This window comes from Bradyrhizobium elkanii USDA 76 (assembly GCF_023278185.1).
In the GTDB taxonomy this organism is placed as follows: domain Bacteria; phylum Pseudomonadota; class Alphaproteobacteria; order Rhizobiales; family Xanthobacteraceae; genus Bradyrhizobium; species Bradyrhizobium elkanii.
This window is the reverse complement of the sequence record NZ_CP066356.1, coordinates 9,009,331-9,035,857: the sequence shown is the minus strand read 5'-3', so window position 1 is coordinate 9,035,857 and position 26,527 is coordinate 9,009,331. Positions and strand designations below refer to the sequence as shown.

Below are 26,527 nucleotides of genomic sequence, written 5' to 3'. Positions count from 1 at the left end.
GTTAGGCAATGCTCGGTTATTCGGATCGTGCTCTAAGAACCTGGGCCGATTCTGGTAGAGTATGCGGCCAGTAGTTTTGAGGACCCCCGCGATGGCTGAAGAAAGGCCAGACGACCCAGGATCTTCGCCGGATTCCCGGCCCAAGCGCGCGCCGCCGACCATCGATCTTCAGGCGACCGAAATCTCCAGCGAACCGTCGAAGGCGGAGGGGGCCGAGGAGGCCGCCAAGGAGGCCGACCAGGATGCCGGCAAGGCGTGTGCGGACGCGACGACGCCTGGGGCCGAGCCCCAAGGCGACGCCGCATCGCAAGCGGAGCCGCAGCCCGAGGCCGCCTCCGCGGCGCCGGACGCCGAACCGGCGCGGCCGGTGTCGCCCTGGGTGGTGGCGCCGGTGTCGGGTGCGGTCGCGGCGGCGCTGGTGATCGGGGTTGGCTGGCTGCTCGGCTGGCCCGTCGTGCAGCCGGTCTCGGCGCCGCAACCCAGTGCCGCCATCGACGAGCTCGGCACGCGCCTGAGTGCGCTGGAATCGAAAGCCGGCAGGCCGGTCGCGGCGGCCGCAGATCCCGCGGCGACGGCGCGGCTGGAGGCGCTCGACAAATCGATCGCCGCGCTACGCACCGAGCTCGCGGCGACGCGGGCGCAATCCGACAAGCTTGCGGCGGCGGTCAATGACGCGAAAGCCGCGCCGCGCGATGGCGCGGCTGCGCCTGATCTCTCCGCGATCACGGCGCGCATCGACAAGGTCGAGGGCGCGGTGAAGGCGCAGGGTGCGGCGATCGCGAGGCAGGACGACAAGATCGCCGACACCAAGGCCGAGGCGAAGGCCGACGATGTGCCGCTGCGCCGCGTCGTCGCGGCATCGCTGCTCGACGTCGCGGTGCGTCACGGCGATCCCTATGCCTCCGCGCTCGAGGCTGCGAAAGCGCTGTCGGATGATGCCGAGGTGCTGAAGCCGCTCGCGACGTTTGCGACGTCGGGCGTGCCGAACCCGAACGCGCTGTGCCGCGAGCTGATCGAGATCGTGCCGAAACTTGCGCCGCCTCCGCCTGAAGCTGCGACGGCGAATGCCGGGCTGGTCGATCGTCTGAAGGCCGGTGCCTCCACGCTGATCCAGATCGAGCGGACCGACGGCACGGGGACCGATCGCGGCAGCATCGTCGCGCGCGTGACATCGGCCGCCCTGCATAATGACCTCGCATTGACCGAGCGTGAATTGAAGTCGCTGCCGCCGGCGGATCGCACGGCGGCGCAGGCCTGGCTCGCCAAGGTGGACGCGCGCCGCGCCGCGCTCGACGCGTCGCGTAAATTTGCCGACAACGCCATGGCGGCGCTCGCCACGGTTAACCAGTAAGTCTTTGCAATAGGTCTTTGATGATCCGGATCATTCTGTTCCTGCTGCTGATCGCGCTCGCTGCAGCGGGTGCGGCCTGGATGGCCGATCAGCCCGGCGATCTCGTGTTGAATTGGGGCGGCTTGCGCTTCACGTCCAAGCAGCCGATGTATCTGCTCGGCCTCGTCGTCGTCGTCGCGATGGTCGCCGGCGTGATCCTGCGCGGGCTCTGGAAGATCCCGAGCCACCTCCGCCGTGGCCGGCGCGAGCGGCGTCACGCCCGCGGCCGCCACGCCATCACGCAAGGCTTGCTTGCGATCGGGCATGGCGATTCCGCAGGCGCCCGCGCGCATGCCGAAGTGGCGCGGCGCCACGCCGCAAACGATCCGCTGGCGCTGCTGCTGCACGCGCAATCGGCGCAGCTCGACGGCGATCGCGACGGCGCGCAGCGCGCCTTCCGCGCCATGGCCGAGCGCGCGGACACGCGGCTGCTTGGATTGCGCGGTCTGTTCATCGAGGCGCAGCGCGCCGACGATCCGGTTGCGGCCGTGATGATCGCCGAGGAAGCACTGAAAATGTCGCCGTCGTCGTCATGGGCCTCGCATGCGGTGCTCGGCTTCTGCTGCGCCAAGGGCGATTGGGCCGGCGCGCTGTCGATCATCGACAACAACCAGAGCGCCGGATTGATCGAAAAGGCGACCTATCGGCGGCAGCGCGGCGTGCTGCTGACGGCACGCGCGCTGGAGTTCGAGACCGTCGATCGCGACCTGTCGCGCTCGAGCGCGATGGAGGCGGTCAAGCTGGCGCCGACGCTGATCCCGGCCGCCGTGCTCGCTGCGAAGTTCGAGAGCGAGGCGCATCAGGTGCGTCGCGCGATGCGCATCGTCGAGACCGCGTGGCTGGCGCAGCCGCATCCCGATCTCGCCGACGCCTATTCGCATGTGCGGCTCGGCGATGCCGCGCGCCAGCGCCTGGTGCGGGTCGAGACGCTGGCGGCGAAAACGCCGGGCCATATCGAGGGCGCGCTGGCGATCGCGCGCGCCGCGATCGACGCCGCCGAATTCGCCAGGGCGCGCGCGGCGCTGGAGCCGTTTATCGCGGCGCCGACGCAGCGCGTCGCGCTGTTGATGGCCGAGATCGAGCGCACCGAGCATGGCGACAGCGGCCGGGCGCGGGCCTGGACGTTGCGCGCGGTGCGCGCGCTGCACGATCCGGTCTGGACCGCCGACGGCTATGTCTCGGACCGCTGGCGTCCGGTCTCGCCGGTCACCGGCCGGCTCGACGCCTTCCAGTGGCAGACCCCGGTGGCGGCGCTGCCGTCCGACAAGGGCCATGCCATCGAGCCGTCGCCCTTCGAGGAGGCGATGCTGGCGCCGCGGCGGGTCGAGCCGCCAATGGAAGTCGCCAGCGAGCCGGAAGTGGCCAAGGCGGTTGAGCCGGTCGAGGTCAAGCCGGCCGAGGTGAAGCCGGTCGAGGTCAAGCCCTCGGAGCCGGCCGCGCCGACGGCGCAGGATAACGTCCCGCTGCCGGCGGCCATCGAGGCCGAGCCCGCCCCGGCCCCCGCCGAACCCGCCCCGCCGGAACCAGCTCCCGCGCCGGCCGCCGAATCGGCGCCCCCGGCGCCGGCCCCCTTGTTCCGGTCCCGGACCGACCTGCCCAAGGCCGCACCGGCGCCGATTCCGGCCGTGATCCCGATCATCCGGGCCCCTGACGACCCCGGGGTCGACGAGGACGGCCCGGTGGACGAATTTGCGGAACAAATCGGCCCGCCCAAGGCCCAGGTGGGCGGTTGGCGCGGATTTCTGTCGCGTTTGGGAAGCTAATTCGCGGTTAGGTAACGGCTGTATGGTTCGATAACCGCGTTGTCCTTGCCAATCGGGGTCATGCCCGATATCAGGTGGCCGCGTGATCCGGCCGTTGCCGAACGGTTCGCCGCAATAGCTCAGTTGGTAGAGCACGTCATTCGTAATGACGGGGTCGGGGGTTCGAGTCCCTCTTGCGGCACCACTTTTCAAACTGTCCAGCCCGAAGACATGAGCGCCGACATCGTCTGGTTGCTCGATGTTAGGGCGATGTAATGGGTTTGATCGGGAGAGTAACGTAGCCAGCTTGCACGATGACGAAGTAAGCGAGCAGGGCACCAAACGCCAAGAATGCGATGAAGTAAACGGCGCCCACTAGGAAGCTATGGCGCCGGAGTGCGATTAAGCAGCGGCGACTGCTCTCCACCTTTTCGGTCGTTAGCGACCCCTTAAAGATGGATCCGTCTTCATCTACCGACCGGAAGTCAGTGAACAACAGTTGCCCTTCAATGAGCCGGAGCGCCCGTTCCCCAACGTCGATCATTTGTCGATTGCGCCGATCCAAAGCGAAGAAGACCAATGCTAGGAACATGCCTGCGCAGGAAGCGATCTGACCGGGGATGTAACCGACGAGCAATCGTTCCTTGAATAGGTAGAAGCAGCCACCAAACATGAAGGGCGTTAGGATGATAAAGAAGTGAAAAAGCTGGGTTCGTTGCCGCGCGTGAAAATCGAAGTAGCGCCACGATATCTCGAAGCGCATCTTCTCAAATTCCATGGTGGCGCGTGCATCTTCCGGCGGCGTAGCGCGTGAGAGAATATCCGTAAGCGGCACGGCTCTGTACCTTGAATCTTTAGCGCCGCTGCCCGTTCGACGACGTGGGCGGAGTGGCTGAGCTATGGATCATCGTGCGGCTGACTCACCGCATGATTCAGTTGACTGTCTGATCGGAAACAATATTTAAAGCGGAAAGGGCGCTTCCGCGCCCCGTTCTGCTAATATGAGTTTCGGATACGGCGACGGAGCGGCAACTCCGAAGCCGGGACAACAACAGAAGCGGTTCCTGATGTTGTCTCCGCCGAAACTCGTTACGTAGAAGCACATGGGGTTCTTCCCCTTTCCCCGATGAACGAAGCACTCATCGGTGTGTCGCTCACTCCGAGCGAGGCCCCGGGAAATCCGGGGCCTTATTCGTTTCACAGCCGCCCCTTGAGCGTACCGAAGAGGTTGGGTTGCGACGGAAGCTTGAACCAGCGGTCTCCCTTAAGGTCGATTTTCCCGTCACGATCCTTTAGCCGCGATAGCTGCGGGGACAGAGATGTCCGTACGAGGCGTCCGTTGAAATACTTTTCGTTCAACTCCAACAAGATCTCCTGCGCAGTGAGCCCGTTCGGCTTGTGATCGAGAGTCGCCAGGATCGCTTCCATGATCGTGATGCGCGGTTGGCTCGGCTGCGATCGTCTCAGGAATTCGTCGATCTCTTCGCGCTCGCTCTGAAGCTTACGGATTTGTAGGTCTATCTCCACCAGCTTAGCTCGTTGCTGTGCGTATTCCTCCGACAACGGTGCAAGCGCAGCCTCAATGGCCGCCCTACGGGTCTCCAGAAGTTGGCGGACGTCGCTCATGGTGCCTTGTAGGTGATTCTCGCGTCACGAACAAGTCTCATATGGTTAACGGACTCCAGACTTATGGTTATCGAATCATTAATGGAGTCGCCTCGGATTGGCACGCGTATTGCTACGCGCGCGCTAGTACTCTCTCCGTCAAAAACTGAGAGTATAATCCTATTATCGGAAATAATACCTATTGACCGAAATAGGCAAGACTTCAAGAGGCTCCGCCAATTGGCGGAGCCTGCGAGAGGGTGCGCAAATCTGCGAAGGACTTCCGGGTGGGCAAATTTGCCTAGGCTAGAGACAGTGGTGTCGACCCGTCCTCACCAGCAGCACGGCGGTTGCGCATTGCCTGCCTAGATCCGTGCTCCGGATAGTCCACTCATGATCGCGATCGCGACCAGTCCGCCCATCGCGAGCCCGGCTGCCCAGATCCGGTTGGCGGCCGTTGTGGCGACGTCATGCGCGATCAGGACGCCGCGCAATCCTGAGGTGAGATGCGCGAGCACGAAGAAGACGCCGAGCGCGTAGTGCGGCACCAGGCGAATGCTCCAGGCGTCGTGGATCAGGCCGGTCTGTGCGCCGGACGCCCAGGCCCAATTGGTGTCGATGTGGTGCACGGCCCGCGCCGAGACCAACGCGGAATTCAGATGGGTGACGATGAATGCCGCGAGGTAGACGCCGGAGCCGATCTGAAACACGCGGTAGGCATCCGCAGGCTGCGAGCTCCAGCGCCAGGCGAGCCGCACCCCGACGGCGACCTGGAACAGCATCAGGCCGACGAGGATGGGTTCGACGAGGGACGATCGATAGACCGTGCGCCCCATCTTCATCACGGCGGCATGGACGTCGGGTCCGAGTAGGCCCAGCAGATGATTGGTGAGATGAAACACGACGTAGAGCAGGATGACCGCTGCGGCGATGCCATGCGTCACGCGCCATTTCGCGATGGATGGCGCAATCGCGGCTGATCCTGCCGGGCGCTCTTGCTCGCCGCCGAGCAGCACATAGAGCCACGCGGCCGCCCAGCCCGCGACCCAGACCAGCTCGTCGCTGACCGGGATGTGCAGCAATCCGAGACCGACGCCGGTCAGCACGAACAAGGGCGGCGCAGCGATGCTGAGATAGGCGAGGCGGCGGGCGCGCAACTCGAACGACGAAGGCTCGGCCTTGGTCATCCAGTACGCGCAGGCAAGACCCGGCAACGGCGCGGCGGTGGCGGCCAACAGGCAAAGCGCCGCCAGGACCAGTCGCCCAAACGACATCGGACCAGCCGCGGGAGAGACCGCGAGATGAAACGCATCGAGCAGGAACGGATAAGCCATCGCGCCGGCTGCCGGGATCATCGAACGGAGCTTTTCGGCGACCGCATTCGCCAAGCCATTGTCGCCCGACCCTGCGCGACCTTGTCCGAATGCACTCACAGAGCTCTCCAAGGTTCGGGCATCGTGCAAGAGAGGGCCAAACCGACGAATCTATTCCCGGATCATCGTCGGAGGTGCGGCACACAAGCTGGTGCTGTGGATGCCGGCGTGTTCGGGCGCGGCGTTGCGCCGAGACCCTATCTCAAGGCGCAAAAACTACAGCGATACAGGCCCACCGATAGGACCAGGTTCCAACAATCCGACTGGACTACGCCAACCCGCCGGCACCCGCCGGCTCCTTTGCATGGGGTTGTTTTCGATATTTTGGTGGGGCCGCAGCCACCGGGCGCGATGGTGCCACCCTCGAAGGGGCACAGGCGTTCATCCGGCCGTGTCGGACCAGCACAAGGTGGCTCAGAAAGCGAAAGCGCCCCTGGATCCGATCCAGGGGCGCTTTGCGCTGAGGGTGCGTTCGCTGCGTTACTCGGCGACCGTCTGCACGACGTTGCCGATCGGCCGGCCCGTTGCGATCGGCTTCTCGGTCTTCACCATCATCGCGTCGTATTCGGGCAGCGTCTCGAGCTGGGTCTTGGCCTTCATCCAGACCACCTTGTAGCCGCCGGCCTTGAGCTTGCGCAGCAGCGTCGGCAGCGCCTGCGCGGTGTGCTTCTGCAGGTCGTGCATCAGGATGATGCCCTTGTGCTCCTTGTCGAGCTTGGTCATCACGTTGTTGATCACCTCGTCGGCGCTCTTGGACTTGAAGTCGTTGGAGTCGACGTCGACCGAGAACATCGCGATGTTGCGGGTGCCGAGATAGGCGGTCGTCGCAGGGGTGTGCGCCAGCGCCGGGAAGCGGAAGAACGGGGCCGGGTTGGCGCCCAGCGCCAGCTTTACCGCGCTAAAACCCTTCTCGATCTCGTCCTTGGCCTGCTGCTCGGTCAGCTTCTTGCTGGCGAGATGCGCATGCGACCAGGTATGGGCGCCGATGGTGTGGCCGGCGGCGGCAACCTGGCGCAGGATGTCCGGGTGATAGGTTGTGTGCAGGCCGATCGGGAAGAACACCGCCTTGGTGCACTCGTCGGCCAGCGCCTTGAGCACGGCCGGCGTGGTCGGCCACGGACCGTCGTCGAAGGTCAGCACGACCTCCTTGTCGGTCAGGAAGTCATACTGCTTGTACTGCAGGAAACCGAAGCCCGGGCCGCCATTGGTGTCGACCACGACGGTGCGGCTGATGCCGAGCGCATCGGGGTTGGCGCATTTGGGCGCGGCCGCGACGGGGGCCGGTGCCGGCGCCGGAGCAGGAGCGGCGGCCGGCGCCGTGGCCTGGGTGGCATCGGCGCGCTTCGACAGCGCGGCGGTCGTCTCGACATCGTCCCTGGCGGCCTGTTTTGCCGCCGCAGAAAGCGGATCGGCCTTGGCCGCAGCAGTGGTTTGCGGAGGAGCCGCGTCGGCACGCGGCGAGGAGGTCCAGAACCACACGCCGGCGATCACCATCGCCGTTACAACACTGGCCAGCATCAGGCCCAACGCACTACGCATCGCTACACACTCTCTCGGAACTTAAGGATACGCCACAGCCGTAACGAGCGATTAATGCCAACAAGGTCTTAACGCGATCCCAACAAGGCGCCGGAAGGACAAGAAAAAGCGGACCTTACCCATGCGTGATGACCGTCACAGTCGGTTTCAAGCTTCTTCGCGGCAAGGAAACGCTATAGAACCGGCGTCGTATTGGTTAGAGGCTTTGAGAGATGACCCGATTTCTGTTTGCCGTCGTTCCGCTGGTCTTGTTGACGTCGGCCGCCTCGGCGCAGCAGCAGGGGCGCGATGCCTGCTCGCGCGATGCCTCGCGGTTCTGCCGCGCCCATCTGAGCGAGGGCGATCAGGTGGTGCTGGCGTGCCTGAAAGAGCATCGCAGCCGCCTCAGCAAGGCCTGCCAGCAGACGCTCGCCGATCACGGGCAGTGATTTCTGGCCATCGGCATTCCGGGGCGATGCGAAAGCATCGAACCTCAGATGCGCGACTGCGCATCGGGGAATGATACCAGCGTCTACGTACTGCTCCCCGCTGCGGTCGCGACCACCGGGATCACCTCCTTGGCGGCGCGGTCGGGGGTCTCGTCCTTCCAGCGCACCGATCCGAACGGACGCTCCAGCATCCGGCGCACGCGGATCGGCTCGGCGCCGATATGGAAGTCGGCGGCCTTCTGATGCAGTTCGCGCTCGATCTGCGTGGCGCGGTTGCGCTGGCGCAGGAAATCGAGCCAGGTCGGGCAATGATAGCGCTCGGTCCATAACTCGGGATCGGCGATGTCGCGCGCGATCGACCAGCCATAGGCGCCGTTGCGCTGGCGGCTGAGCTGCACGTCCTGCATCACATTGTGGAAGGCGCGGGCATTGTCCTGCGCCACCCGGTATTCGATCTCGACCACCAGCGGCCCGCTGCGCCCGCTCAGTTGCAGCCGCACCTCGGGATCGGCCAGCGCATCCGTCGCGTCCTCGTTGCGCGCGCCGATCGGCGGCATCCTGAGCCAGATGCCGAGCAGCGGCGACAGCAGCATCAGACCGGCGGAGATCAGCAGCGCCATCTCGACGCCGCCCGCGTCCGTGATGCGGCCCCAGCACCAGCTGCCGATCGCGATGCCGCCGGCGATCGCGGCCTGGAAGGCCGCAAGCGACCGGCCCGCGACCCAGCGCGGCGCGGAGAGCTGCACGCCGATGTTGAACAGCGCGATCGCCAGCATCCACACCGCTCCGGCAACGACCAGCGCGGCGGCGGTGATCACCGGCTGCTTGCTCACGGCAACCGCGGCGATCGCCGCGCCCATCGTCAACGCACAGACGCGTATCGCGGCTTCGCCGCTGAGCCGGCTGCGGATCTCGCTGATATTGAGCGCGCCGATCACCGCGCCCATGCCGAAGGCGCCGAGCATGATGCCGTAGGTCTGCGCGCCGCCATGCAGGAGGTCGCGCGCCACCAGCGGCATCAGCGCCGAGACCGAGCCGCCGATGATGCCGGTCACCATGGTGCGGGTCAGCACGATCTTGATCGACGGCGAATTGGTGATGTAGCGCACGCCGGAGACGATGGCGCGGTTCAGCCGCTCGCGCGGCAGCCGCGACGGCTCGCTGACGCGATTCCACAGGAACAGCACGACGAGCAGCGGCAGATACAGCACGGCATTGGCGGCGAAGGCCGCCACGGCGCCCGCGGACGCCACCACGATGCCGCCGATCGCCGGACCGAAGCTGCGTGCGATGTTGTAGCTGATGCCGTTGAGCGCGACCGCGGCGGGCAGCGTCTCCGGCGGCACCTGCTCGCTGACCGAGGATTGCCAGGCCGGGCCGAACAGCGCCATGCCGCTGCCGACGACGAAGCACAGCGCGAGCAGGATGTTCGGCGTTACCAGATTGAGCCAGGCCAGCACGGTCAGGATGGTGGCGCCGGTCAGCGCGATCGCCAGCGACACCAGCGCGACGATGCGGCGGTCGTGCATGTCGGCGATGGCCCCGGCCGGCATCGAGATCAGCATCACCGGCAGCATCAAGGCGGTCTGCACCAGCGCGACCTTGTCGGCCTCCGCGGTCATCTGCGTCATCGCCCAGGCGGCGCCGACGCCCTGGATCAGGATGCCGAGATTGGAGAGCAGGCTCGCGAGCCAGATTCGCCGGAAGATTGAATGCCGCAACGGTGCAGTGATACTGTCGGAGCGATCACGCGGTTCGGTCATATCCAGTTCCGGTTGGCCTGCTATGGCTTGTTGGATGATTCCGGCTGCACCATCTGATGCCCGCGAAACGCATGTCCTGTCCAGCGATTACGGTATCCTTGGCGGGGGTAGGACACAGCTAACGCACTGAAAGACCTGAGGAAGGCCAAGGGAAGGTCAAGGGAAGGCTTGGGGAGGGGGGCCAATGGCGTTGTCGCGGCGGAGAATATTGCAAGGGGCCGGCGTCCTGTCCCTGCTGGCCGGTCGCCTCGGCGCCCCAGCCTTGGCTCAGTCGGCCTCGGCGCAACCCGTGCCCGCCGGTGACACCCCGCCGATCCTGTTCGTGCATGGCAATGGCGATCACGCCCCGCTCTGGATGACGACGTTCTGGCGGATGGAATCGAACGGCGTGCCGCGCGCACGCATGGCGGCGATCAATTTCACCGATCCGCTGGCGCGCACCGACGACAAGATCGAGCAGGCGAGCCGCTCCTCGACCGAGGACCAGCGCCGCGAGCTCGCCGAGGCGATCAGGGAGCTGAAGCAGACGACCGGCGCGCCGCGGGTCGCCCTGGTCGGCAGTTCGCGCGGCGGCAATGCGATCCGCAATTACATCAAGAACGGTGGCGGCGGCGACGTCAGCCACGCGGTGCTGTGCGGCACGCCCAATCACGGTGTGTATGCGTGGGACGACGGGCTCGGCAACGAGTTCAACGGGCGTGGTCCGTTCCTGCGCGGACTAAACGAGGGCGACAACGAAGTGACTGTTGGCACCCTGTTCCTGACGCTGCGCAGCGACGGCCTCGACAAATATGCGCAAGCCGACGGCCGCTTCGTCGGCAAGCCGGGCACGCCGACCAACGTCACGACGGAAGGCCCGGCCCTGAAGGGCGCGACCAATCTGGTGCTCGGCGCGGTCGATCATCGCGAGACCGCCTTTCATCCGCGCGCCTTTCGCGAGATCTACAGATTCATCGCAAGGCACGAGCCGTCGCGGATCGGGATCGTGCCGGAGACGGCGGTGAGGCTGAGCGGCCTCGTCACAGGCATGCCCGGCGGCGTGCCGACCAACCGGCCGGTGCCGGGCGCCACGGTCGACATCTATCACGTCGCGGCGGAGACCGGCGAGCGCATCGGCGGCCCGCTGCACAGCTCGCAGACCGGCGCCGACGGCCGCTGGGGTCCGGCGCAGGTCGATCCGTCGTGGCCGCTCGAATTCGTGCTGACGTCACCTGGTACGGCGACGACGCACATCTATCGCTCGCCGTTTCCGCGCTCGTCCGAGATCGTGCATCTGCGCGCGGCGCGGCCGCTGGGGCCCGCCGATGCCGGCGCAGGCGCGGTCGTGCTGATGTCGCGGCCGCGCGGCTATTTCGGCCTGCCGCGCGATATCGTGCTGTTCGACGGCAAGGAGCCGGCCGACGTAAAGCCCGGCGTGCCGACGGATTCGGTGACGACGCTGCGGCCCACCGCGGACGATGTCGGCCGCCCGGTCGCCGCGATCTTCAACGGGGAACGCATTATGATGCGGGCCTGGCCGGCATCGGAAAATCGGATTGCGGTCGCCGAGCTGACTTATTAGGTCTGGTGCAGGGTCCGCGCGCCTTGCTGGCGCCGGGATCGCATGGCCGGATCGGCCGTCGCGTGAGGCAGGAAGCGAGGACCATGAGCATAGCCGAAGTCTACGATATCACGGTCACGCGGCGTCCCCTGGTCCCGCCGGCCCCGCCGCGCGCGCCGGACGACATGGGCGCGTTCGCGCGCATGCGGGTGATGCGCAACTCGCCGATCGAGACCTGGGGCCAGCGCGCCTATGAGGACGACATCGTCCAGGGCCGTTTTCTCGGCCATTCGAGCTTCATCCTCAACACGCCGGATGCGATCCGCCATGTGCTGGTCGACAATTACGAGAACTACACCCGCACGCCGGCCGGCCTACGCGTGCTGCGTCCGATGCTGGGCGAGGGGCTGTTGATCGCCGAAGGGCGTGCGTGGAAACATCAGCGCCGTACGCTGGCGCCGGCGTTCACGCCGCGCGCGGTGACGACGCTGGTGCCTTACATGATTGCGGCGGTCGACGAGACCATCGCCAAGCTGAAGTCCGCGAGCGGCGGCCCGGTCGATCTGCGCGAGGCGATGCAACGCATGACGCTGGAGATCGCCGGCCGCACCATGTTCTCGTTCGGCATGGATCGCCACGGCACCGCGCTGCGCGAATTCGTGATGGAGTATGGCGACACGCTGGTGCGGCCGCACATGCTCGATCTGGTGCTGCCGTTGAACTGGCCGACGCCGCAGGATTTCCGGCGCGCCCGCTTCCGCAAGCGCTGGACCGCGTTCGTCGGCATGCTGATGGCCGAGCGACGTGCGGCCGGCAAGGATGACAACGCGCCGGCCCGCGACCTGTTCGACCTGATGGGCGCCGCGCGCGATCCGGAAACCGGCGAGGCCTTCACCGACGCCCAACTCGGCGACCAGGTCGCCACCATGATCCTGGCCGGCCACGAGACGACTGCGACCGCATTGTTCTGGGCGCTCTATCTGCTGGCGCTCGATCCCCTGACCCAGGAACAACTGGCAGCAGAAGTCAGGAGCGCGGCGACGTCTGGCGCGCTCGACATCGAGCGGCTGAAATTCACCCGCGCGGTGATCGACGAAACCATGCGGCTTTATCCGCCGGCGTTCCTGATCGCGCGTGCGGCAGGCGGTCCCGACACCATCGCGGGCCGTCCGGTCAGGAAGCATGACGTAATCCTGATCGCGCCGTGGCTGTTGCACCGGCATGAGAAGCTGTGGCGCGATCCGAACGCGTTCGTGCCGGCGCGGTTCATGACAGGAACGCCGCCCGATCGATTCGCCTATCTGCCGTTCGGGGTCGGCGCGCGGGTCTGCATCGGTGCGCATTTTGCGCTGGTCGAGGCGACGCTCGCGCTTGCGAAGATTGTCGGCGCATTCCGCGTCGCGCTGGCGGACAAGGATCCGGTGCTGCCGATCGGCGTGGTGACGACACAGCCGAACCGCTCGCCGGTGTTTACGATCAAGCCGCGCTGATCTTGCGCGGCGGTGTCCCAATGCTCACTTAAGGGCTCACCATGAGCGATACGCAGGCCCATTTCGCAGTCCTCAGGCAGACGACCGATCCGGCCGTCGTCGATGCCATGCAGCAGCTGATCGCGGACGGTCATGACCGGGATCTCAACCGCATCAATCTGCTGGATTTCTCGAACCGGACCGGGCTCGACCAGGAGAAGGTGATCTCCGGCTTCCTGCATGCGTCGCGGCTCGGCCTGTTCGACATGAGCTGGAATGTGCTGTGCCCGGGTTGCGGCGGCGTGCTCGATGCGCATTCGACGCTGAAGTCGTTGCGCCATGACGACTACAACTGCGCGCTGTGCGCGGCCGGATACGAAGCGTCCGTCGACGATCTGGTCGAGGTCGCCTTCACCGTCAGTCCGCGCGTGCGCCGCATCGGCGCGCATGATCCGAATACGCTGCCGATCTGGGAATATGTCCGCCAGATGTTCTGGAGCTCGGGCATCGAGCTCAACGAGGACTCGCTGGAGCGCCTGCTCAAGGAGGTGACGCTGGAATCGCTGGAATTGCCGGCCGGCGAAAAGGCGTTGCTATCGCTGCAGTTGCCGAAGCAGTTCCTGATCGTGTTCGAGCCGGTGACGCACTCGGCGCATTTCTTCGACGTGCAGGGTGAGCCGACCACCGAGCGCCAGCAGTTCTCGATCGTGTTCAACAAGCTGCAGGCGCCGACCGGCACCACGGTGCTGCGGCCGGGGCCGCTCCGGCTGTCGCTGGACAACCAGACCGACACCCGCGTGCTGCCCGCGGTGTGGGTCGCCGCCGATGCGCTGCATGAGCTGCTCGGCAAGCGCAAGCCGATCCTCACCGCGAAGCGGATGCTGTCGAACCAGACTTTCCGCGACGTGTTCAAGGCCGACAACCTCACCGTCGACCAGCGGCTGAAGATCACCGCGCTGACCTTCCTGTTCACCGACCTGAAGGGCTCGACCGCGCTCTATGAGCGGGTCGGCGATCTCGCCGCATTCGATCTGGTGCGCGCGCATTTCCACGCGCTGCTCGAGATCATCGCTTCCGAGCACGGCGCCGTCGTGAAGACGATCGGCGATGCCGTGATGGCGACCTTCATCCGGCCAGAGCATGCATTGTCGGCGGGCCTGCGCATGCGGGCGGCGATGAAGCAGCTCAACACCGAGCGCGGCAAGGAGGATCTGATCGTCAAGATCGGCATCCATGAAGGGCCGTGCCTCGCGGTGACGCTGAACGAGCGGCAGGATTATTTCGGCCAGACCGTGAATATCGCAGCCAGGGTGCAGAGCCTGTCGACCTCGCAGGAAATCCATCTGACCCAGCCGGTGATGGAATCGGCGGAGGTCGCGGGCATCCTCGATCGCGCCGCGATCAAGCCGATCCAGAAGGAAGCGGCACTGCGCGGCATTGCCGACAAGCTCGTGGTGTACGAGATACCGTAGTCATATTGCTGAAACGTAATGCTTGCCGAAACGTAATGTCGCAGCGGGAACCTGCGCGGATTGCACCGGTTCTGTTTCCACGCCATATAGATTTCAACGGAGCATGATCCGGAAATACGTATAGCCGGATAGATCACGCTCAAATCAGGCAGGCTTCATCCCACAGAGAGACCGATGCTCGACGGACTTCGCCAATTCATTGCCGATATCGTTTCCCCCGACGCCCAGGCCGACCGCACCTTCGATGACGGCGACTATCGCCTGGCGGCGACGGCGCTGCTGGTGCATGTCGTCTCGCTGGACGGCGAGCCGACGCCTGCCGAGACGCGCAAGCTGCACGGTCTGATCGAGAGCCGTTTCCAGCTCGACCGCGGCGCGGCCGACAAGCTGATCGCCTCTGCCATGCGCGTCGAGGGCGAGGCCGTCGATCTCTATCACTTTACCAGCGTCATCATGCGCTCGGTGAACGAGGAGGGACGGCTGCGCATCGTCGAGATGATGTGGGAGCTGGTCTATGCCGACGGTCAGGTCAGCGAGTTCGAGGACAATGTGGTCTGGCGCGCCGCCGATCTGCTCGGCATTTCCTCGCGCGACCGCATCGATCTCAAGCATCGGGTCGCCGAGAAGCAGGCGGCGCTGCCAAAGGGCCCCTGGGGCACGGCGGACGCTGCAATCTGACGCGATTGCCGGCGCCGGCGGACGCATCGTCACCGGCATCACGGATGACGAAATTTTAATGTCCGCCGCGATTGTGGGCGATCCGACGCAAAATCTGGCGTTTCATCACAAAACCAGTGCCTCGCCACTGTCCACAACCTTACACGCGGCTTGCGTCCCACCACATGCCTATGCTCTCGTCGCCTTGTTGGGGACCTCACTAGAATTTGCAGTAAGAGTTTGAAACGTGACCGAGCGTGTGACGCTGATAACCGGGGCATCGGCGGGCATAGGCACCGAACTGGCGCGCGTGTTTGCATCGAATGGTCACCGTGTTGCGCTGGTGGCGCGGCGCGCCGACCGCCTGAAGGCGCTCGCCGACGAAATCGGGGCCAAGGGTGGCGCAGCGCCGATTGTGATCCCCTGTGATCTCCAGCACAGCGATGCCGGCGACCGGATAGCGCAGGCCCTGACCGACGCCGGGGTCGAGGTCGAATTTCTCGTCAATAATGCCGGCTTCGGCCTGTTCGGCCGTGCCATCGAGCGCGACCGTGCCGAGCAGCTCAACATCATCAATGTCAATATCCGCGCGCTGACCGATCTGACGCTGCGCTTTGCCGACCAGCTGATCCGCAACCGCGGCGGCATCCTCAATCTCGGCTCGATCGCCGGATTCCTGCCGGGCCCCGGCATGGCCGTGTACTACGCCAGCAAGGCCTATGTGCTGTCGTTTTCCGAGGCGTTGCGCTGTGAGCTGGCGCCGCAGGGCGTGCGTGTCACCGTGTGTTGCCCGGGCCCGGTACCATCGGAGTTTCAGGATCGCGCCGGGTTTGCCCCCGGATTCGATTCCGCCATCCTCAACGTTTCGCCGGAAGAGGTGGCCCGCCAGGCCTATCGCGGGTTGATGGCCAACAAGCGCGCGGTGCTGCCTGGCGCCTTCATCAAGCTGGTGCCGTTCCTGCTCCGGCTGTTTCCGCGCTCCTTCATCCTGACGGCGGTCGGTGGATTTCAGCTTCGCAAGCGCTAGAGCTTTTCCCGTTCCGATGGAATCGGAACGGGGCTCTAGATTCTTGTTTTGACGCGTTTTCTTCACGCGAACCGGTATCCACTTCGCTCGAAAACGCTCTAGCTGTCCCTGAAAAACCTCCCACGCGTTGCCGTTAAGGCTGTTTTCTGGCCCGCGATTTGCTTCGCCTGGGTGTGCGCAAACTCACACGATGTTAACGACCACTTAGCTATGATCGCGCCTTACGTGCCGAAACTTTAAGCAGAGGCAATGTCGTTCCGGACTGACCAGAGCCGTGTCGTGGTGCCCTTCGCCAGCCGAAGGCCGGCCGCGATCACGCCCAGGGATCAGAACTTGGATCAGATGTCGGCTCAGGTCTCGTTGCGGCCGGTGCTGATCGTGCTGCATCGGGAGACATCGACTCCCGGCCGGGTCGGCAACGCCCTGCGCGCGCTGGGCTACCGCCTCGACATCCGCCGCCCGCGCTTCGGCGACGCGCTGCCCGCAACGCTCGATGGGCATGCCGGCGCGGTGATCTTCGGCGGTCCGATGAGCGCCAACGATGGCGACGACTACGTGCGGCGCGAGATCGACTGGATCGCCGTTCCGCTGCGCGAGCAGCGCCCGTTCCTGGGCATCTGCCTCGGCGCACAGATGCTGGCGCGGCAGCTCGGCGCCAAAGTCGCGCCGCATCCGCAAGGCCGCGTCGAGGTCGGCTATTATCCGGTCAGGCCGACCGAGGCTGGCCGTGCGCTCTGCCCGGACTGGCCGGCGCGGGTCTATCACTGGCACGGCGAGGGATTTCAATTGCCCGCCGGTGCCGACCTGCTCGCGTCGGGCGATGATTTCCCGGTGCAGGCGTTCCAGTTCGGCAACGCCTTCGGCCTGCAATTCCATCCCGACGTGACCTACGCGATGATGCATCGCTGGACCGCGCGCGGCTGCGCACGGATGGATTCCCCGGGCGCACAGCCGGGTCATCTGCACTTCGCCGAGCGTGCCGTCCACGATGCCGCCGAGCGCGCGTGGCTGAAGCATTTCATCGACGGCTGGATCGCGCGCGTTCCGCAACGGCAGCTGCTGCAGGCCGCTGAATAGCCGCCACGCGGAATTTCGCGCCGGCTTTTCATTCTCGTGAATGTGTTACTGTCGGCCGCCGGGCGCAGGCCGTATCGCCGCGCGTATCAATAACAACAAGGCACAGGGAGATCGCCGTGAGCTACGAGCACATCCTCTATGAGGTCAGCGACAGGATCGCGACCATCACGCTCAACCGCCCCGATCGCATGAATGCGTGGACCGCGATCATGGAGCGTGACGTGCGCCACGCGATGGAGGCGGCGGCCAACGACGACAACGTTCGCGTCATCGTGCTGACCGGCGCGGGCCGCGGCTTCTGCGCCGGCGCCGACATGGACGCGCTGAAGGGGATCGATCCCAACGAGGTCAGGCGCGGCGAGAACATCCCGTTCGACATGAACCGGCGCGCCGACTGGCAGACGCGCTACGCCTACTACCCCGCGATCAGGAAGCCTGTGATCGCGATGCTCAACGGCGCCACCGCCGGCATCGGCCTGGTCCACGCGCTCTATTGCGATTTGCGCTTCGCCGCCGACACCGCGGTGTTCACCACCGCCTTCGCGCGGCGCGGCCTGATCGCCGAACACGGCATCAGCTGGATGCTGCCGCGTATCGTCGGCCACGCCAACGCGCTCGATCTGTTGATGTCGGCGCGGCGCGTGTCGGCCGGGGAGGCGCTGCGCATCGGCCTCGTCAACCGGCTCTCCTCGCCGGAGAAGCTGCGCGAGGAAACCTATGCCTATGCCCGCGACCTCGCCGATTTCGTCTCGCCGAGCGCGATCGCGGTGATCAAGCGCCAGGTCTATGACGTGCCGTTCCAGACGCTCGCCGAAGCCACCATCGATGCCAACCGCGAGATGCAGATCGCGCTGAAGGGCAATGATTTCAGGGAAGGCGTCGCGAGTTTTGTGGAGAAGCGACCGCCGCGGTTTACGGGGACGTGAGGGGGAGGGATTGGGTCGGAGTTCGTAACACCAGCCCGGCTTCGCCCTGCGGGCTACGCCGCGGCAGCCTTCGCTCGCATCGCTACGATGGACTATCCGGGCTTGCCGAGCCGAAGCTCGCGAAGCGAGCGAAGGCTGGTGGAGCCAGGCGGGATCGAACCGCCGACCTCGTCATTGCGAACGACGCGCTCTCCCAGCTGAGCTATGGCCCCATCGCGGCCGGGTGTTGCTGAGTGTCCCGGCCGTCAGTCGGGCGCCATTTACAGTCCCGCCCAAGGTCAAGTCAAGAACGGTGAAAGCGCGGTTTTCGGCCCGTCCCGCCGGGAACTTCCCTTGTTTGCGGGGGGATGAACCGATATCTAGGGCGTGATCCCGACCCGGCGGACCGCGCGAGCGCCCAGCGCATAGCGGTTTTCCGAAACGATCCCGCTCAATCAAGAAGCGCGATGGCGGCTCAGTCCGGTCTCGTTGCGCCTCAACCGGTTGTCTTACCCGCGAGCCCCCCTCATATGCGCGCTGTTCTCGACATCGTCATCATCATCCTCGACCTCTATGTCTGGCTGCTGATCGCCTCCGCCATCCTGTCCTGGCTGGTCGCCTTCAATGTGGTCAACACGCGCAACCAGTTCGTTTCCGCGGTGGCCGAGTTCCTCTACCGGATCACCGAGCCCGTGCTGAGGCCGATCCGCAACGTGATGCCGAATCTGGGCGGGCTCGATATCTCGCCGATCATCGTGATTTTGATCATCATGTTCATCCAGCGGGTAATCGCCTATTACATCTATCCCAACGTGATCTGACCCTTTCGACGGGCCTTGGCGAGGGAGCCTTGATGGATCCTTGGCGCTATTCCACCGAGGGCATCAGCATCGCGTTGCGCGTGACGCCGCGCGGCGGCCGCGACGACATCGACGGGATCGAGACGTTGGCCAACGGCCGTTCGGTGGTGAAGGTGCGGGTGCGCGCCATCGCCGAGGGCGGCGAGGCCAACCGTGCGGTGACCGAGCTGCTGGCCAAGGCGCTCGGGGTGCCGAAGGCCAGAGTGAAACTGTTGTCCGGCGCCACCTCGCGGCTCAAGCAGGTCGCGGTGGACGGCGATCCGAAAGGGCTTGGCGATACATTGAGGAAGCTGACAGCGGCCAAGCCGAACCAGCAGACAAGGGACTGACATGACTGCCCGCATCATCGACGGAAAAGCCATCGCCGCCGAGCTCAGAGCCCGCGTCGCCGACGAGGTCGCCCGCGTCAAGCGCGACCACCAGCTCACGCCGGGGCTCGCCGTCGTGCTGGTCGGCCATGATCCCGCCAGCGAGGTCTATGTCCGCAGCAAGCACACCCAGACCCAGGCCGCCGGCATGGCCTCGTTCGAGCACAAGCTGCCGGAGGATGTGTCGCAGGCCGATCTGCTGGCGCTGATCGCGCGGCTCAATCGCGATCCCATGGTGCATGGCATTCTGGTGCAGCTGCCGCTGCCGAAATCGCTGCACACCGAGACCATCATCAACGCGATCGATCCGGCCAAGGACGTCGATGGCCTGCACCCCAACAATGCCGGCCGGCTCGCCGGCGGTTTGGCCGCGCTGTCGCCCTGCACGCCGCTCGGCTGCATCATCCTGACCAAGAGCGTGCACGCCTCGCTCGAGGGCTTGAACGCGATCGTGATCGGCCGCTCCAATCTGGTCGGCCGTCCGCTGGTGCAATTGCTGCTGAACGAGAACGCGACGGTGACGATCGCGCATTCGCGCTCGCGCGATCTGCCAAAGCTCTGCGCCCAGGCCGATCTGGTCTATGCCGCGGTCGGCCGGCCCGAGATGGTGCGGGGCGACTGGCTGAAGCCGGGCGCGACCGTGATCGATGTCGGCATCAACCGCATCCCGGTGCCCGGCGGCAAGCCGAAACTGGTCGGCGATGTGGCATTCCAGGAAGCCCTCAATGTCGCCGGCGCAATCACGCCGGTGCCCGGCGGCGTCGGGCAGATGACGGTGGCGTGCCTCCTGGTCAACACGCTGCGCGCCGCCTGCGCGATTGCCGGCCTGCCGGCGCCGGCGGTGTGAAATGCTCCCTCGCCCCGCTCTTGCGGGGCCGAGACGAGCATAGCTCGCTCTGAGAGGGTTGGGGTGAGGGGCCCCTCTCCGAGGTGGGATTGTCGAGAGACCTGTACCCCCTCACCCGGATCGCAAGCAGGGCGAGATTAGTCACTTCTTCTTCGCGCGCTCGATGCCTTCGAGGATCAGCTTGCGGGCTTCGTCGGCGTCGCCCCAGCGCAGCACCTTCACCCACTTGCCCTTCTCGAGGTCCTTGTAGTGTTCGAAGAAGTGCTGGATCTGCTGCAGCGTGATGTCGGGCAGGTCGCTGTAGTTCTGCACCTTGTCGTAGCGTTGGGTCAGCTTCGATGACGGCACCGCGATGATCTTCTCGTCGCCGCCGGCCTCGTCCTCCATCAAGAGCACGCCGACCACGCGGACGCTCATCACCGCGCCCGGCACGATGGCGCGGGTGTTGACGATCAGCACGTCGCAGGGATCGCCGTCGCCGGACAGCGTGTGCGGGATGAAGCCGTAATTGCCGGGATAGCGCATCGGCGTGTAGAGGAAGCGGTCCACCACGAGCGTGCCGGCCTCCTTGTCCATCTCGTACTTGATTGGCTCGCCGCCGACGGCAACCTCGATGATGACGTTGACGTCGTGGGGCGGATTTTTTCCGATCGATATGGCGTCGATACGCATGGATTGCTCCGCGTGGCCTCTGGAAGTTGAGAACGATGTGATTTTTTGGTTGGCGCCGCCGGGCCGCAAAAGGGCACCAGGCCCGGCCTTGAGGCCGGGCTGGCCGACGCGCGCAGCGCTTGAGGCTGGTTTAGCCTTGCTGCAGCTGCGAGAGAAGCAGGATTTTCAGTTCGCCCAGGCGAAAGCGACCTTGTCGAGCGACTTCGGCCCGAACCGCTCCGAGGAGCGCGCCACCATCCGGCCGCCCAGCGCACGGTAAAACTCGGTCGCCGGCTCGTTGTCGGACAGCGCCCAGATCACCATGCTCTTGAGGCCGCTCTGCATCAGGTCGCGGCGGGCGGAGGCGAACAGGCGCCGGCCGAAGCCGAGCCCCTGGAATTCCGGCCGCAGATAGAGCTCGTAGATCTCGCCTTCGAAATGCAGGCTGCGGGCGCGGTTGCGGCCGTAATTGGCGTAGCCTGCGATGCGGTCGCCGAACACCAGCACGCTGACGCGGCTGCCCTTGCGGATGGCGCTGTCCCACCACTGCGGGCCGCGGCGATTGATCAGCTTTTCGAGTTCGGCGCCGGGGATGATTCCCTGATACGCCGAGCGCCAGGCTTCGTCATGGGTAGACGCCACCGCCGCCGCGTCTGCAGCTTTGGCCGGCCGGACCTCGATTAGCGTTGTGCTCATGGGTGCAATCAAAGCAAGTCGGCGGGCCGCCTTCAAGGTCCATCGTTAATTATCGGTTAATCTGTGGATTTTTTGCATCAGTGTCGTGAGAATTTGTTCCGAAAGAGGACACTTGCCGGAGTTCAAGCGGCCAACCGCCGATCCGGAGCTGTGCAAAGCGTGTATCGCGAGCGCAGTATGACACTGCCATAGTTGGAAAAAGCTCATTCGGGGGCTGATTCGCGGCCAGGATTCTGCGAGCGAATCCAGACGCGATGGGGGTACTCCGAACGCGCCACGCCTGCTCCGCCGCAGTGGATTTTCGTGCCCGACCGGCCTATGGCAGCGGCGGTGTTTGTGCGCGCCGAAGTTGGCCTGATCACGAGCGGATTGCGATGACGCTCTATTTCCTGATCAAGTATCTGCACCTGCTCGGCGCCATCGTGATCCTCGGCACCGGGACCGGCATCGCCTTCTTCATGCTGGCGGCGCATCGCACGCAGGATGCGGCGTTCATCGCGCGCACGGCGGCGACCGTCGTGATCGCGGACATGATCTTCACGCTGACCGCCGTGCTGCTGCAGCCGGTGAGCGGCGGACTGCTGATGCTGCTGTCGGCAACGAGCATCGCCGAGCGTTGGCTCGCGGTTTCGCTTGCGCTCTACGCGCTGGCCGGCGTGTTCTGGGTTCCCGTCGTCTTCATGCAGATCGAGATGCGCAACCTCGCGCAGGCGGCCGTCGAAAAAGGCCTTCCGCTGCCGCCGCGTTATTTTGCGCTGTTTCGCCGCTGGTTCCTGTTCGGTATTCCCGGCTTCGGCTCCGTGATGATCATCCTCTGGCTGATGATCGCGAAACCGTTTTAGCGCATGATCCCGGAAAAGTGTGCAGCGGTTCTCCGAACAGGATCATGCTCGAGACTTCCATGAGTGACGACGCATCACACAACATTCTCGTGCTCGGCGCGTCGGGCCTGATCGGGCGCACCATCACCGACGATCTGAGGGCGCGCGGCTTTCACGTGATCGGCATCGCGCGGCACTTTACGCCGGCGCAGAAAATGAGCGCGGCCGACATCGAGCTGCCGGTGATGGCGATGGATGCCGCGGCGCTGACGCAGCTGCTTCGCACCCATGAGGTCGACATCGTCGTGAACTGCCTCGGCGTGCTGCAGGATGGTCCGGGCAGCGACACAAGCGCGGTGCATCGCGACCTCGTCGCGCGGCTGTTGCGGGCGATCGGTGACAGCCACCGTGCCATCCGTCTCGTCCATATCTCGATTCCCGGCACGGCCGATGCGGACCGCACCGCCTTCAGCACCACCAAGCGCGAGGCCGAACGGCTGATCGCGGCGTCCGGGATTCCCCATGCGATCCTGCGCCCGGGCTTCGTCATCGCGCCTTCGGCCTATGGCGGCAGCGCCATGCTGCGCGCGCTGGCGGCGCTGCCGGTCGATCTGCCGGCCGAGGAGGCCGCGACGCCGTTCCAGCCGGTCGCAGTCGAGGATATCGCCGCCACCATCGCCTGGCTCGCGGCGCGCGATGTCGCCGACGAAGCGGTGCGATCGGTGACATGGGACCTGATGCAGAAGCAGCCGATTTCGCTCGGCGGCGTCATCGCCCAGTTCCGCCGGTCGTTCGGCACGGCAAAGCACGTCCGCATCGCGACGCCGCCGTTCCTGATCGATCTCGGCGCCCGCCTCGGCGATCTCGCAAGCCGCCTCGGTTGGATGCCGCCGCTGCGCTCCACCGCGATCGCCGAGCTGCGCCGCGGCGTCACCGGCGATCCCGCAGGCTGGATGCAAGCGACCGGCATCGTGCCGAAGACAATCGCGCAGGCAGTCGGCGGGCGCCCCGCGACCATTCAGGACAAATGGTTCGCGCGGCTGTTCCTGATCAAGGCGCTGATCTTCGCAAGCCTCGTGCTGTTCTGGGTCGCATCCGGCTTCATCGCGCTGGTGATTTCCTATGACGCCGCGGCAGGCATCTTGCGTGCGCACGATTTCCCGCCCGCCTCGGTCGGGCCGGTGACGGTGTTGACCAGCCTGATGGACATGAGCATCGGGGTGCTGATCGCGATCCGCCGCACCGCGGCGCTCGGCCTGATCGCAGGCATCATCGCCTCGCTCGGCTACATGGTGGGATCGGCGATTCTGACGCCGGATCTCTGGATCGAGCCGCTCGGTGCGCTGGTGAAGACGGGACCTGCGATCATGCTGATGCTGGTCGCGCTGCTGATGCTGGAGAACCGGTAGCGTTTTCGAGCGAAGTGGGAACCGGTTCGCGTGAAGAAAACGCGTCGAAAGAAATCGAGATCAGCACTTGGCCCGACGACGACGTGATCCTCTATGACGGCGTCTGCATCTTCTGTTCGCGCTGGGTCCGCTTTGTCATCGCCCGCGACACGGCGCGCCGCTTCCGCTTCACGCCGATCCAGTCCGGCTACGGCACGCGGCTGGCGAAGAGCTTCGGCATCGATCCTGACGACCCCGACACCAACGCCGTCGTCCATGGCGGCGTCGCCTACATGAAATCCGATGCGGCGCTGACGGTGCTGAGCCATCTGCCCGGCTGGGGCTGGACCCGCACACTGTTCGCCGTGCCCAAGCCGCTGCGCGACGCCGTTTACAGCCTGATCGCCCGCAATCGCTATCGCATCTTCGGCAAGTACGAGACGTGTTTCGTTCCGGATGCGGATATGCGGGCGCGGGTGCTGGAGTAGAGGCCGAGGTCGGAGGCTATCCAAATAGTCAGAGCCACTTTAGATTGAATGGCGCTGAGATAGTTGTGCGCGAAGGTTTCGTTTATGACCAAGGCAGTTTTTACTTCAAAGGTTACACCGAGCTACAAGGACCTGCCCGAAGAAAGGTATCACTTTCCGCGCACATATCTTAATTATGTCCAGCAAACGATCGGCGACTACATCGTCTACTATGAACCACGAAGATCGAGCTCTGACCTTTCAAGTAGGGGAGGTCGTCAATCCTATTTCGGTGTCGCTCGCGTTAGTTCGGTGATTGAGGACGTCGAATTACCAGATCATTACTTTGCAATTATCGATAGCGCGACGTATCTGGATTTCGACACGGTCGTCCCGTTTCAGGAGCAGGGCGAATACTACGAGAGTGCACTCGAGAAGGATGACGGCAGCACCAATAAGGGTGCGTTTGGTCGAGCTGTACGGCTCATCCCTGATAATGAATTCGACCGGATCTTGCGAGCTGGCTTTGCGCCAATTCTTGGCGAGGTGCATTCGCCGGAGGCGCCGTCGCCACCCGGATATTCCGAACCGCCAACATCGTTCGAGCGACCAGTTGTCGAAATGGTTGTTTCCCGGCCGTTTCGAGAAAAATCATTTATGCACAGCGTACGAGCGGCCTATTCTAATAGATGTGCCATTACAGGTTTGCGGTTGATCAATGGCGGGGGCCGCCCCGAAGTGCAGGCCGCACACATTCAGCCAGTGGCGTCAAATGGACCCGACTCAGTTCGAAACGGGCTGGCGTTGTCCGGAACAGTGCACTGGATGTTTGATCGAGGGCTGATCTCGATCGGCGACGATTACAAAATACTAGTTTCCAAGAATCACGTTCCCGAAGATGCCGTTAGGCTTCTCAATCAAAGTGGATTGATCAATCTTCCGAAGGATCAGACCCTTTATCCAAACTCGCACTATCTGAAATTTCATAGAGACGTTGTTTTCAAAAAGTGAGGCGGCCTCACTTCCGGGCAACTATTCCGGTCGGTTGGTCGCCGCCACCACTTCCTTCGCCGCCCGCTCCCCCGAGTCCCGCGCGCCATGCGCGGTCGAGAAAAACTCCGGCGACGTCGCTTCGCCGGCGAAGAACAGCCGGCCGTCGACCGGCGCGGCCAGCACGGCGCGCTTGTCTGCGTGGCCGGGCAGTGCGTGCGAGTAGGAGCCGCGGGCGAACGGGTCGTGGGCCCAGCGGGATTCGCTGAGCGGCTGCAGCTTGCGGCGGAAATCATTGCCGAGGAAGGAGACGATCTCGTCGATGCTGTGCGCGGCGATGGCGCCGTCGCCGGCATTTTCGAGCTGTCGCGCAAATCGGCCGCCGAAGAAACCTTCGATGCAGGGCTGGCCGAACGGGCGGATATGATAGGTGCCCATCTCGGTGCGCATGGTGGCGCCGCGCAGATTGCCTTCCTTAGGCAAGGCCTCGGGCTCGGCCAGCGCCAGCGTCACCTTGTCGGCGAGGCCGAGCGGCAGGCCGCGCGCGGCGTCGAGCTTGTCCGGCAGCGCCGGCGAAAAGCGGATCGCCTCGTCAGCGATCAGGTTGGTCGGCACGGTGACGATCACCTTGTCCGCCTCAAGCACGCCGCGCGAGGTCTCGATGCGGATGCGCTTGCCGGAGTGATCGATCAGCCTGACCTCGCAGTTCAGTGCGACCGGCACCTGCGCGCCATAGGCCGCGACCAGTACGCCATAGCCGCGCCGCACCCGCCAATTGATGTCGGTGTCCTCATAGGCATCGACATCGAGGATCGAGACCTGGTCGAGCTCGCAGCCGTTCACATAGGTCGAGATCGCATCGATCATCGGGTTCCAGCGGTTGCCGGGCTCGAGATACAGGCTGGCCGGGCGGTCCTTGCCCTGCTGTGCCGCCTGCTCGATGCGGTCGTAGAATTGGTCGAGTGCGTGCGTGAAGTCGTCGCGAGCGGCCTGCGGGAACGCCTCGCCGTAGGCGCGCTCGCGCCACGGCGGCAGGTCCTTGTTGAGTTCGAAGTTGAGTTGCCGGGCGATGCCGACAAAGCTGTTCCGGTCGGCCGAGTGCAGCCAGCCGCAGCCGACGTCAAACACCACGTCGGGCGCAGCCTGAATCGTATGCGCGCGGCCGCCGAGGCGGTCGCGGGCTTCCAGGACGATCGTGGAGAGGCCGGAGTCCTTCAGCGCATTCGCGGCACCGAGGCCGGCGGCGCCGGCGCCGATGATGGCAACATCGATCGTGGAGGGAAGGGAAGTCATGTCCCGGCTCTAGCACGTCTGGAAAGACGCCTAAAGTCACCCCGCGCATAACTGTCATCACCCGCGCATGCGGGTGATCCAGTATTCCAGAGACAGCAGTGATTGAGCCGATGAGCCGCGGCGTACCGGGTGCCCCGGTCGAGCCGGGGCACGACAGTG

25 protein-coding genes and 2 tRNA genes are annotated in these 26,527 nt (G+C 65.0%); 18 read left to right on the top strand and 9 right to left on the bottom strand.

The features are described from left to right. Positions 1-91 precede the first annotated feature (91 nt). From JEY66_RS42700 to JEY66_RS42690, 3 genes are all read left to right on the top strand, one after another. Positions 92-1,351: a COG4223 family protein gene (locus JEY66_RS42700; RefSeq protein WP_018269352.1), complete on the top strand. Its 1,260-nt coding sequence runs from the start codon at positions 92-94 to the stop codon at positions 1,349-1,351. Positions 1,352-1,371: 20 nt separating this feature from the next. Further along, on the top strand, positions 1,372-3,153 hold the full coding sequence (locus JEY66_RS42695; protein WP_018269353.1) for a heme biosynthesis protein HemY: 1,782 nt from the start codon (positions 1,372-1,374) through the stop codon (positions 3,151-3,153). A 108-nt stretch (positions 3,154-3,261) separates the two neighbouring features. Beyond that, positions 3,262-3,337, top strand: a tRNA-Thr gene (locus JEY66_RS42690). A gap of 57 nt (positions 3,338-3,394) precedes the next feature. Here JEY66_RS42690 and JEY66_RS42685 read toward each other — a convergent pair. From JEY66_RS42685 to JEY66_RS42670, 4 genes are all read right to left on the bottom strand, one after another. Beyond that, a complete protein-coding gene (locus JEY66_RS42685) occupies positions 3,395-3,967 on the bottom strand; it encodes a RipA family octameric membrane protein (protein WP_038378429.1) in 573 nt (190 codons plus the stop codon). Positions 3,968-4,329: 362 nt separating this feature from the next. Next, on the bottom strand, positions 4,330-4,758 hold the full coding sequence (locus JEY66_RS42680; RefSeq protein WP_018269355.1) for a hypothetical protein: 429 nt from the start codon (positions 4,756-4,758) through the stop codon (positions 4,330-4,332). A gap of 344 nt (positions 4,759-5,102) precedes the next feature. Next, positions 5,103-6,170, bottom strand: coding sequence for a hypothetical protein (locus JEY66_RS42675; RefSeq protein ID WP_240536765.1), 1,068 nt, complete (start codon positions 6,168-6,170; stop codon positions 5,103-5,105). A 420-nt stretch (positions 6,171-6,590) separates the two neighbouring features. After that, complete coding sequence (locus JEY66_RS42670) at positions 6,591-7,649, bottom strand: polysaccharide deacetylase family protein (RefSeq protein WP_026192078.1); 1,059 nt, start codon at positions 7,647-7,649, stop codon at positions 6,591-6,593. A 212-nt stretch (positions 7,650-7,861) separates the two neighbouring features. Here JEY66_RS42670 and JEY66_RS42665 point away from each other — a divergent pair, with 212 nt between their 5' ends. Continuing rightward, positions 7,862-8,077 (top strand): cysteine rich repeat-containing protein, encoded by a 216-nt coding sequence (locus JEY66_RS42665; RefSeq protein WP_016842076.1) that lies wholly within the window; start codon positions 7,862-7,864, stop codon positions 8,075-8,077. 83 nt (positions 8,078-8,160) lie between these two features. Here the strand turns inward: JEY66_RS42665 and JEY66_RS42660 are convergent, their stop codons facing one another. Further along, on the bottom strand, positions 8,161-9,840 hold the full coding sequence (locus JEY66_RS42660; RefSeq protein ID WP_018269358.1) for an MFS transporter: 1,680 nt from the start codon (positions 9,838-9,840) through the stop codon (positions 8,161-8,163). A gap of 184 nt (positions 9,841-10,024) precedes the next feature. Between JEY66_RS42660 and JEY66_RS42655 the strand changes: the two genes are divergently transcribed. From JEY66_RS42655 to JEY66_RS42625, 7 genes are all read left to right on the top strand, one after another. Beyond that, positions 10,025-11,401 carry a hydrolase gene (locus tag JEY66_RS42655; protein ID WP_026192079.1) on the top strand — a complete coding sequence of 459 codons (1,377 nt, stop codon included), beginning with the start codon at positions 10,025-10,027 and terminating at the stop codon, positions 11,399-11,401. A gap of 83 nt (positions 11,402-11,484) precedes the next feature. Next, entirely contained in the window at positions 11,485-12,870 is a 1,386-nt protein-coding gene (locus tag JEY66_RS42650) for a cytochrome P450 (RefSeq protein ID WP_026192080.1), read from the top strand. Between the two features lie 41 nt (positions 12,871-12,911). After that, positions 12,912-14,321, top strand: coding sequence for an adenylate/guanylate cyclase domain-containing protein (locus tag JEY66_RS42645; RefSeq protein ID WP_016847257.1), 1,410 nt, complete (start codon positions 12,912-12,914; stop codon positions 14,319-14,321). Between the two features lie 174 nt (positions 14,322-14,495). Then, a complete protein-coding gene (locus JEY66_RS42640) occupies positions 14,496-14,999 on the top strand; it encodes a tellurite resistance TerB family protein (RefSeq protein ID WP_016847256.1) in 504 nt (167 codons plus the stop codon). 226 nt (positions 15,000-15,225) lie between these two features. Continuing rightward, complete coding sequence (locus JEY66_RS42635) at positions 15,226-16,005, top strand: SDR family NAD(P)-dependent oxidoreductase (RefSeq protein ID WP_016847255.1); 780 nt, start codon at positions 15,226-15,228, stop codon at positions 16,003-16,005. 249 nt (positions 16,006-16,254) lie between these two features. Next, positions 16,255-17,082: a glutamine amidotransferase gene (locus tag JEY66_RS42630; protein WP_018269360.1), complete on the top strand. Its 828-nt coding sequence runs from the start codon at positions 16,255-16,257 to the stop codon at positions 17,080-17,082. Between the two features lie 116 nt (positions 17,083-17,198). Then, positions 17,199-18,008 carry an enoyl-CoA hydratase gene (locus JEY66_RS42625; RefSeq protein WP_016847253.1) on the top strand — a complete coding sequence of 270 codons (810 nt, stop codon included), beginning with the start codon at positions 17,199-17,201 and terminating at the stop codon, positions 18,006-18,008. Positions 18,009-18,144: 136 nt separating this feature from the next. On the opposite strand, the gene JEY66_RS42620 is transcribed toward JEY66_RS42625, so the two are convergent. Further along, positions 18,145-18,220: transfer RNA gene (locus tag JEY66_RS42620), tRNA-Ala, on the bottom strand. Between the two features lie 297 nt (positions 18,221-18,517). On the opposite strand from JEY66_RS42620, the gene JEY66_RS42615 reads away from it, so the two are divergent. From JEY66_RS42615 to folD, 3 genes are read left to right on the top strand one after another with little or no spacing between them, the layout of a single operon-like run. After that, the gene (locus tag JEY66_RS42615; protein ID WP_016847252.1) at positions 18,518-18,808 is read left to right on the top strand and encodes a YggT family protein; all 291 of its coding nucleotides are present in this window, start codon (positions 18,518-18,520) and stop codon (positions 18,806-18,808) included. Positions 18,809-18,840: 32 nt separating this feature from the next. Further along, positions 18,841-19,176 (top strand): DUF167 domain-containing protein, encoded by a 336-nt coding sequence (locus JEY66_RS42610; RefSeq protein WP_016847251.1) that lies wholly within the window; start codon positions 18,841-18,843, stop codon positions 19,174-19,176. A gap of 1 nt (position 19,177) precedes the next feature. After that, the gene (gene folD / locus JEY66_RS42605; RefSeq protein ID WP_016847250.1) at positions 19,178-20,062 is read left to right on the top strand and encodes a bifunctional methylenetetrahydrofolate dehydrogenase/methenyltetrahydrofolate cyclohydrolase FolD; all 885 of its coding nucleotides are present in this window, start codon (positions 19,178-19,180) and stop codon (positions 20,060-20,062) included. Between the two features lie 141 nt (positions 20,063-20,203). Here folD and ppa read toward each other — a convergent pair whose 3' ends face one another. After that, the gene (gene ppa / locus JEY66_RS42600) at positions 20,204-20,734 is read right to left on the bottom strand and encodes an inorganic diphosphatase (RefSeq protein WP_016847249.1); all 531 of its coding nucleotides are present in this window, start codon (positions 20,732-20,734) and stop codon (positions 20,204-20,206) included. A gap of 165 nt (positions 20,735-20,899) precedes the next feature. Further along, on the bottom strand, positions 20,900-21,409 hold the full coding sequence (locus JEY66_RS42595; RefSeq protein ID WP_016847248.1) for a GNAT family N-acetyltransferase: 510 nt from the start codon (positions 21,407-21,409) through the stop codon (positions 20,900-20,902). A 374-nt stretch (positions 21,410-21,783) separates the two neighbouring features. On the opposite strand from JEY66_RS42595, the gene JEY66_RS42590 reads away from it, so the two are divergent. The 4 genes from JEY66_RS42590 (at position 21,784) to JEY66_RS42575 (ending at position 25,096) form a co-directional block, all read left to right on the top strand. Further along, positions 21,784-22,251: a DUF2269 family protein gene (locus JEY66_RS42590; protein WP_016847247.1), complete on the top strand. Its 468-nt coding sequence runs from the start codon at positions 21,784-21,786 to the stop codon at positions 22,249-22,251. Between the two features lie 59 nt (positions 22,252-22,310). Beyond that, on the top strand, positions 22,311-23,639 hold the full coding sequence (locus JEY66_RS42585) for an SDR family oxidoreductase (protein ID WP_026192082.1): 1,329 nt from the start codon (positions 22,311-22,313) through the stop codon (positions 23,637-23,639). Positions 23,640-23,698: 59 nt separating this feature from the next. After that, positions 23,699-24,106 (top strand): thiol-disulfide oxidoreductase DCC family protein, encoded by a 408-nt coding sequence (locus JEY66_RS42580; RefSeq protein WP_026192083.1) that lies wholly within the window; start codon positions 23,699-23,701, stop codon positions 24,104-24,106. An 84-nt stretch (positions 24,107-24,190) separates the two neighbouring features. Further along, positions 24,191-25,096 (top strand): HNH endonuclease, encoded by a 906-nt coding sequence (locus JEY66_RS42575; RefSeq protein WP_075968620.1) that lies wholly within the window; start codon positions 24,191-24,193, stop codon positions 25,094-25,096. A 21-nt stretch (positions 25,097-25,117) separates the two neighbouring features. On the opposite strand, the gene JEY66_RS42570 is transcribed toward JEY66_RS42575, so the two are convergent. Beyond that, positions 25,118-26,368 carry a flavin monoamine oxidase family protein gene (locus JEY66_RS42570; protein ID WP_016847243.1) on the bottom strand — a complete coding sequence of 417 codons (1,251 nt, stop codon included), beginning with the start codon at positions 26,366-26,368 and terminating at the stop codon, positions 25,118-25,120. Between the last annotated feature and the right edge of the window lie 159 nt (positions 26,369-26,527).

What these genes read in the sequence shown, in the direction of transcription:
- JEY66_RS42680 (WP_018269355.1), bottom strand. Translation starts at nt 4,758, where the DNA reads ATGAGCGACGTCCGCCAACTTCTGGAGACCCGTAGGGCGGCCATTGAG.
- JEY66_RS42660 (WP_018269358.1), bottom strand. Translation starts at nt 9,840, where the DNA reads ATGACCGAACCGCGTGATCGCTCCGACAGTATCACTGCACCGTTGCGG.
- JEY66_RS42695 (WP_018269353.1), top strand. Translation starts at nt 1,372, where the DNA reads ATGATCCGGATCATTCTGTTCCTGCTGCTGATCGCGCTCGCTGCAGCG.
- JEY66_RS42650 (WP_026192080.1), top strand. Translation starts at nt 11,485, where the DNA reads ATGAGCATAGCCGAAGTCTACGATATCACGGTCACGCGGCGTCCCCTG.
- JEY66_RS42700 (WP_018269352.1), top strand. Translation starts at nt 92, where the DNA reads ATGGCTGAAGAAAGGCCAGACGACCCAGGATCTTCGCCGGATTCCCGG.
- JEY66_RS42610 (WP_016847251.1), top strand. Translation starts at nt 18,841, where the DNA reads ATGGATCCTTGGCGCTATTCCACCGAGGGCATCAGCATCGCGTTGCGC.
- JEY66_RS42615 (WP_016847252.1), top strand. Translation starts at nt 18,518, where the DNA reads ATGCGCGCTGTTCTCGACATCGTCATCATCATCCTCGACCTCTATGTC.
- JEY66_RS42645 (WP_016847257.1), top strand. Translation starts at nt 12,912, where the DNA reads ATGAGCGATACGCAGGCCCATTTCGCAGTCCTCAGGCAGACGACCGAT.
- JEY66_RS42570 (WP_016847243.1), bottom strand. Translation starts at nt 26,368, where the DNA reads ATGACTTCCCTTCCCTCCACGATCGATGTTGCCATCATCGGCGCCGGC.
- JEY66_RS42585 (WP_026192082.1), top strand. Translation starts at nt 22,311, where the DNA reads ATGAGTGACGACGCATCACACAACATTCTCGTGCTCGGCGCGTCGGGC.
- JEY66_RS42670 (WP_026192078.1), bottom strand. Translation starts at nt 7,649, where the DNA reads ATGCGTAGTGCGTTGGGCCTGATGCTGGCCAGTGTTGTAACGGCGATG.
- JEY66_RS42630 (WP_018269360.1), top strand. Translation starts at nt 16,255, where the DNA reads ATGTCGTTCCGGACTGACCAGAGCCGTGTCGTGGTGCCCTTCGCCAGC.
- JEY66_RS42665 (WP_016842076.1), top strand. Translation starts at nt 7,862, where the DNA reads ATGACCCGATTTCTGTTTGCCGTCGTTCCGCTGGTCTTGTTGACGTCG.
- JEY66_RS42575 (WP_075968620.1), top strand. Translation starts at nt 24,191, where the DNA reads ATGACCAAGGCAGTTTTTACTTCAAAGGTTACACCGAGCTACAAGGAC.
- folD (WP_016847250.1), top strand. Translation starts at nt 19,178, where the DNA reads ATGACTGCCCGCATCATCGACGGAAAAGCCATCGCCGCCGAGCTCAGA.
- JEY66_RS42595 (WP_016847248.1), bottom strand. Translation starts at nt 21,409, where the DNA reads ATGAGCACAACGCTAATCGAGGTCCGGCCGGCCAAAGCTGCAGACGCG.
- JEY66_RS42655 (WP_026192079.1), top strand. Translation starts at nt 10,025, where the DNA reads ATGGCGTTGTCGCGGCGGAGAATATTGCAAGGGGCCGGCGTCCTGTCC.
- ppa (WP_016847249.1), bottom strand. Translation starts at nt 20,734, where the DNA reads ATGCGTATCGACGCCATATCGATCGGAAAAAATCCGCCCCACGACGTC.
- JEY66_RS42640 (WP_016847256.1), top strand. Translation starts at nt 14,496, where the DNA reads ATGCTCGACGGACTTCGCCAATTCATTGCCGATATCGTTTCCCCCGAC.
- JEY66_RS42590 (WP_016847247.1), top strand. Translation starts at nt 21,784, where the DNA reads ATGACGCTCTATTTCCTGATCAAGTATCTGCACCTGCTCGGCGCCATC.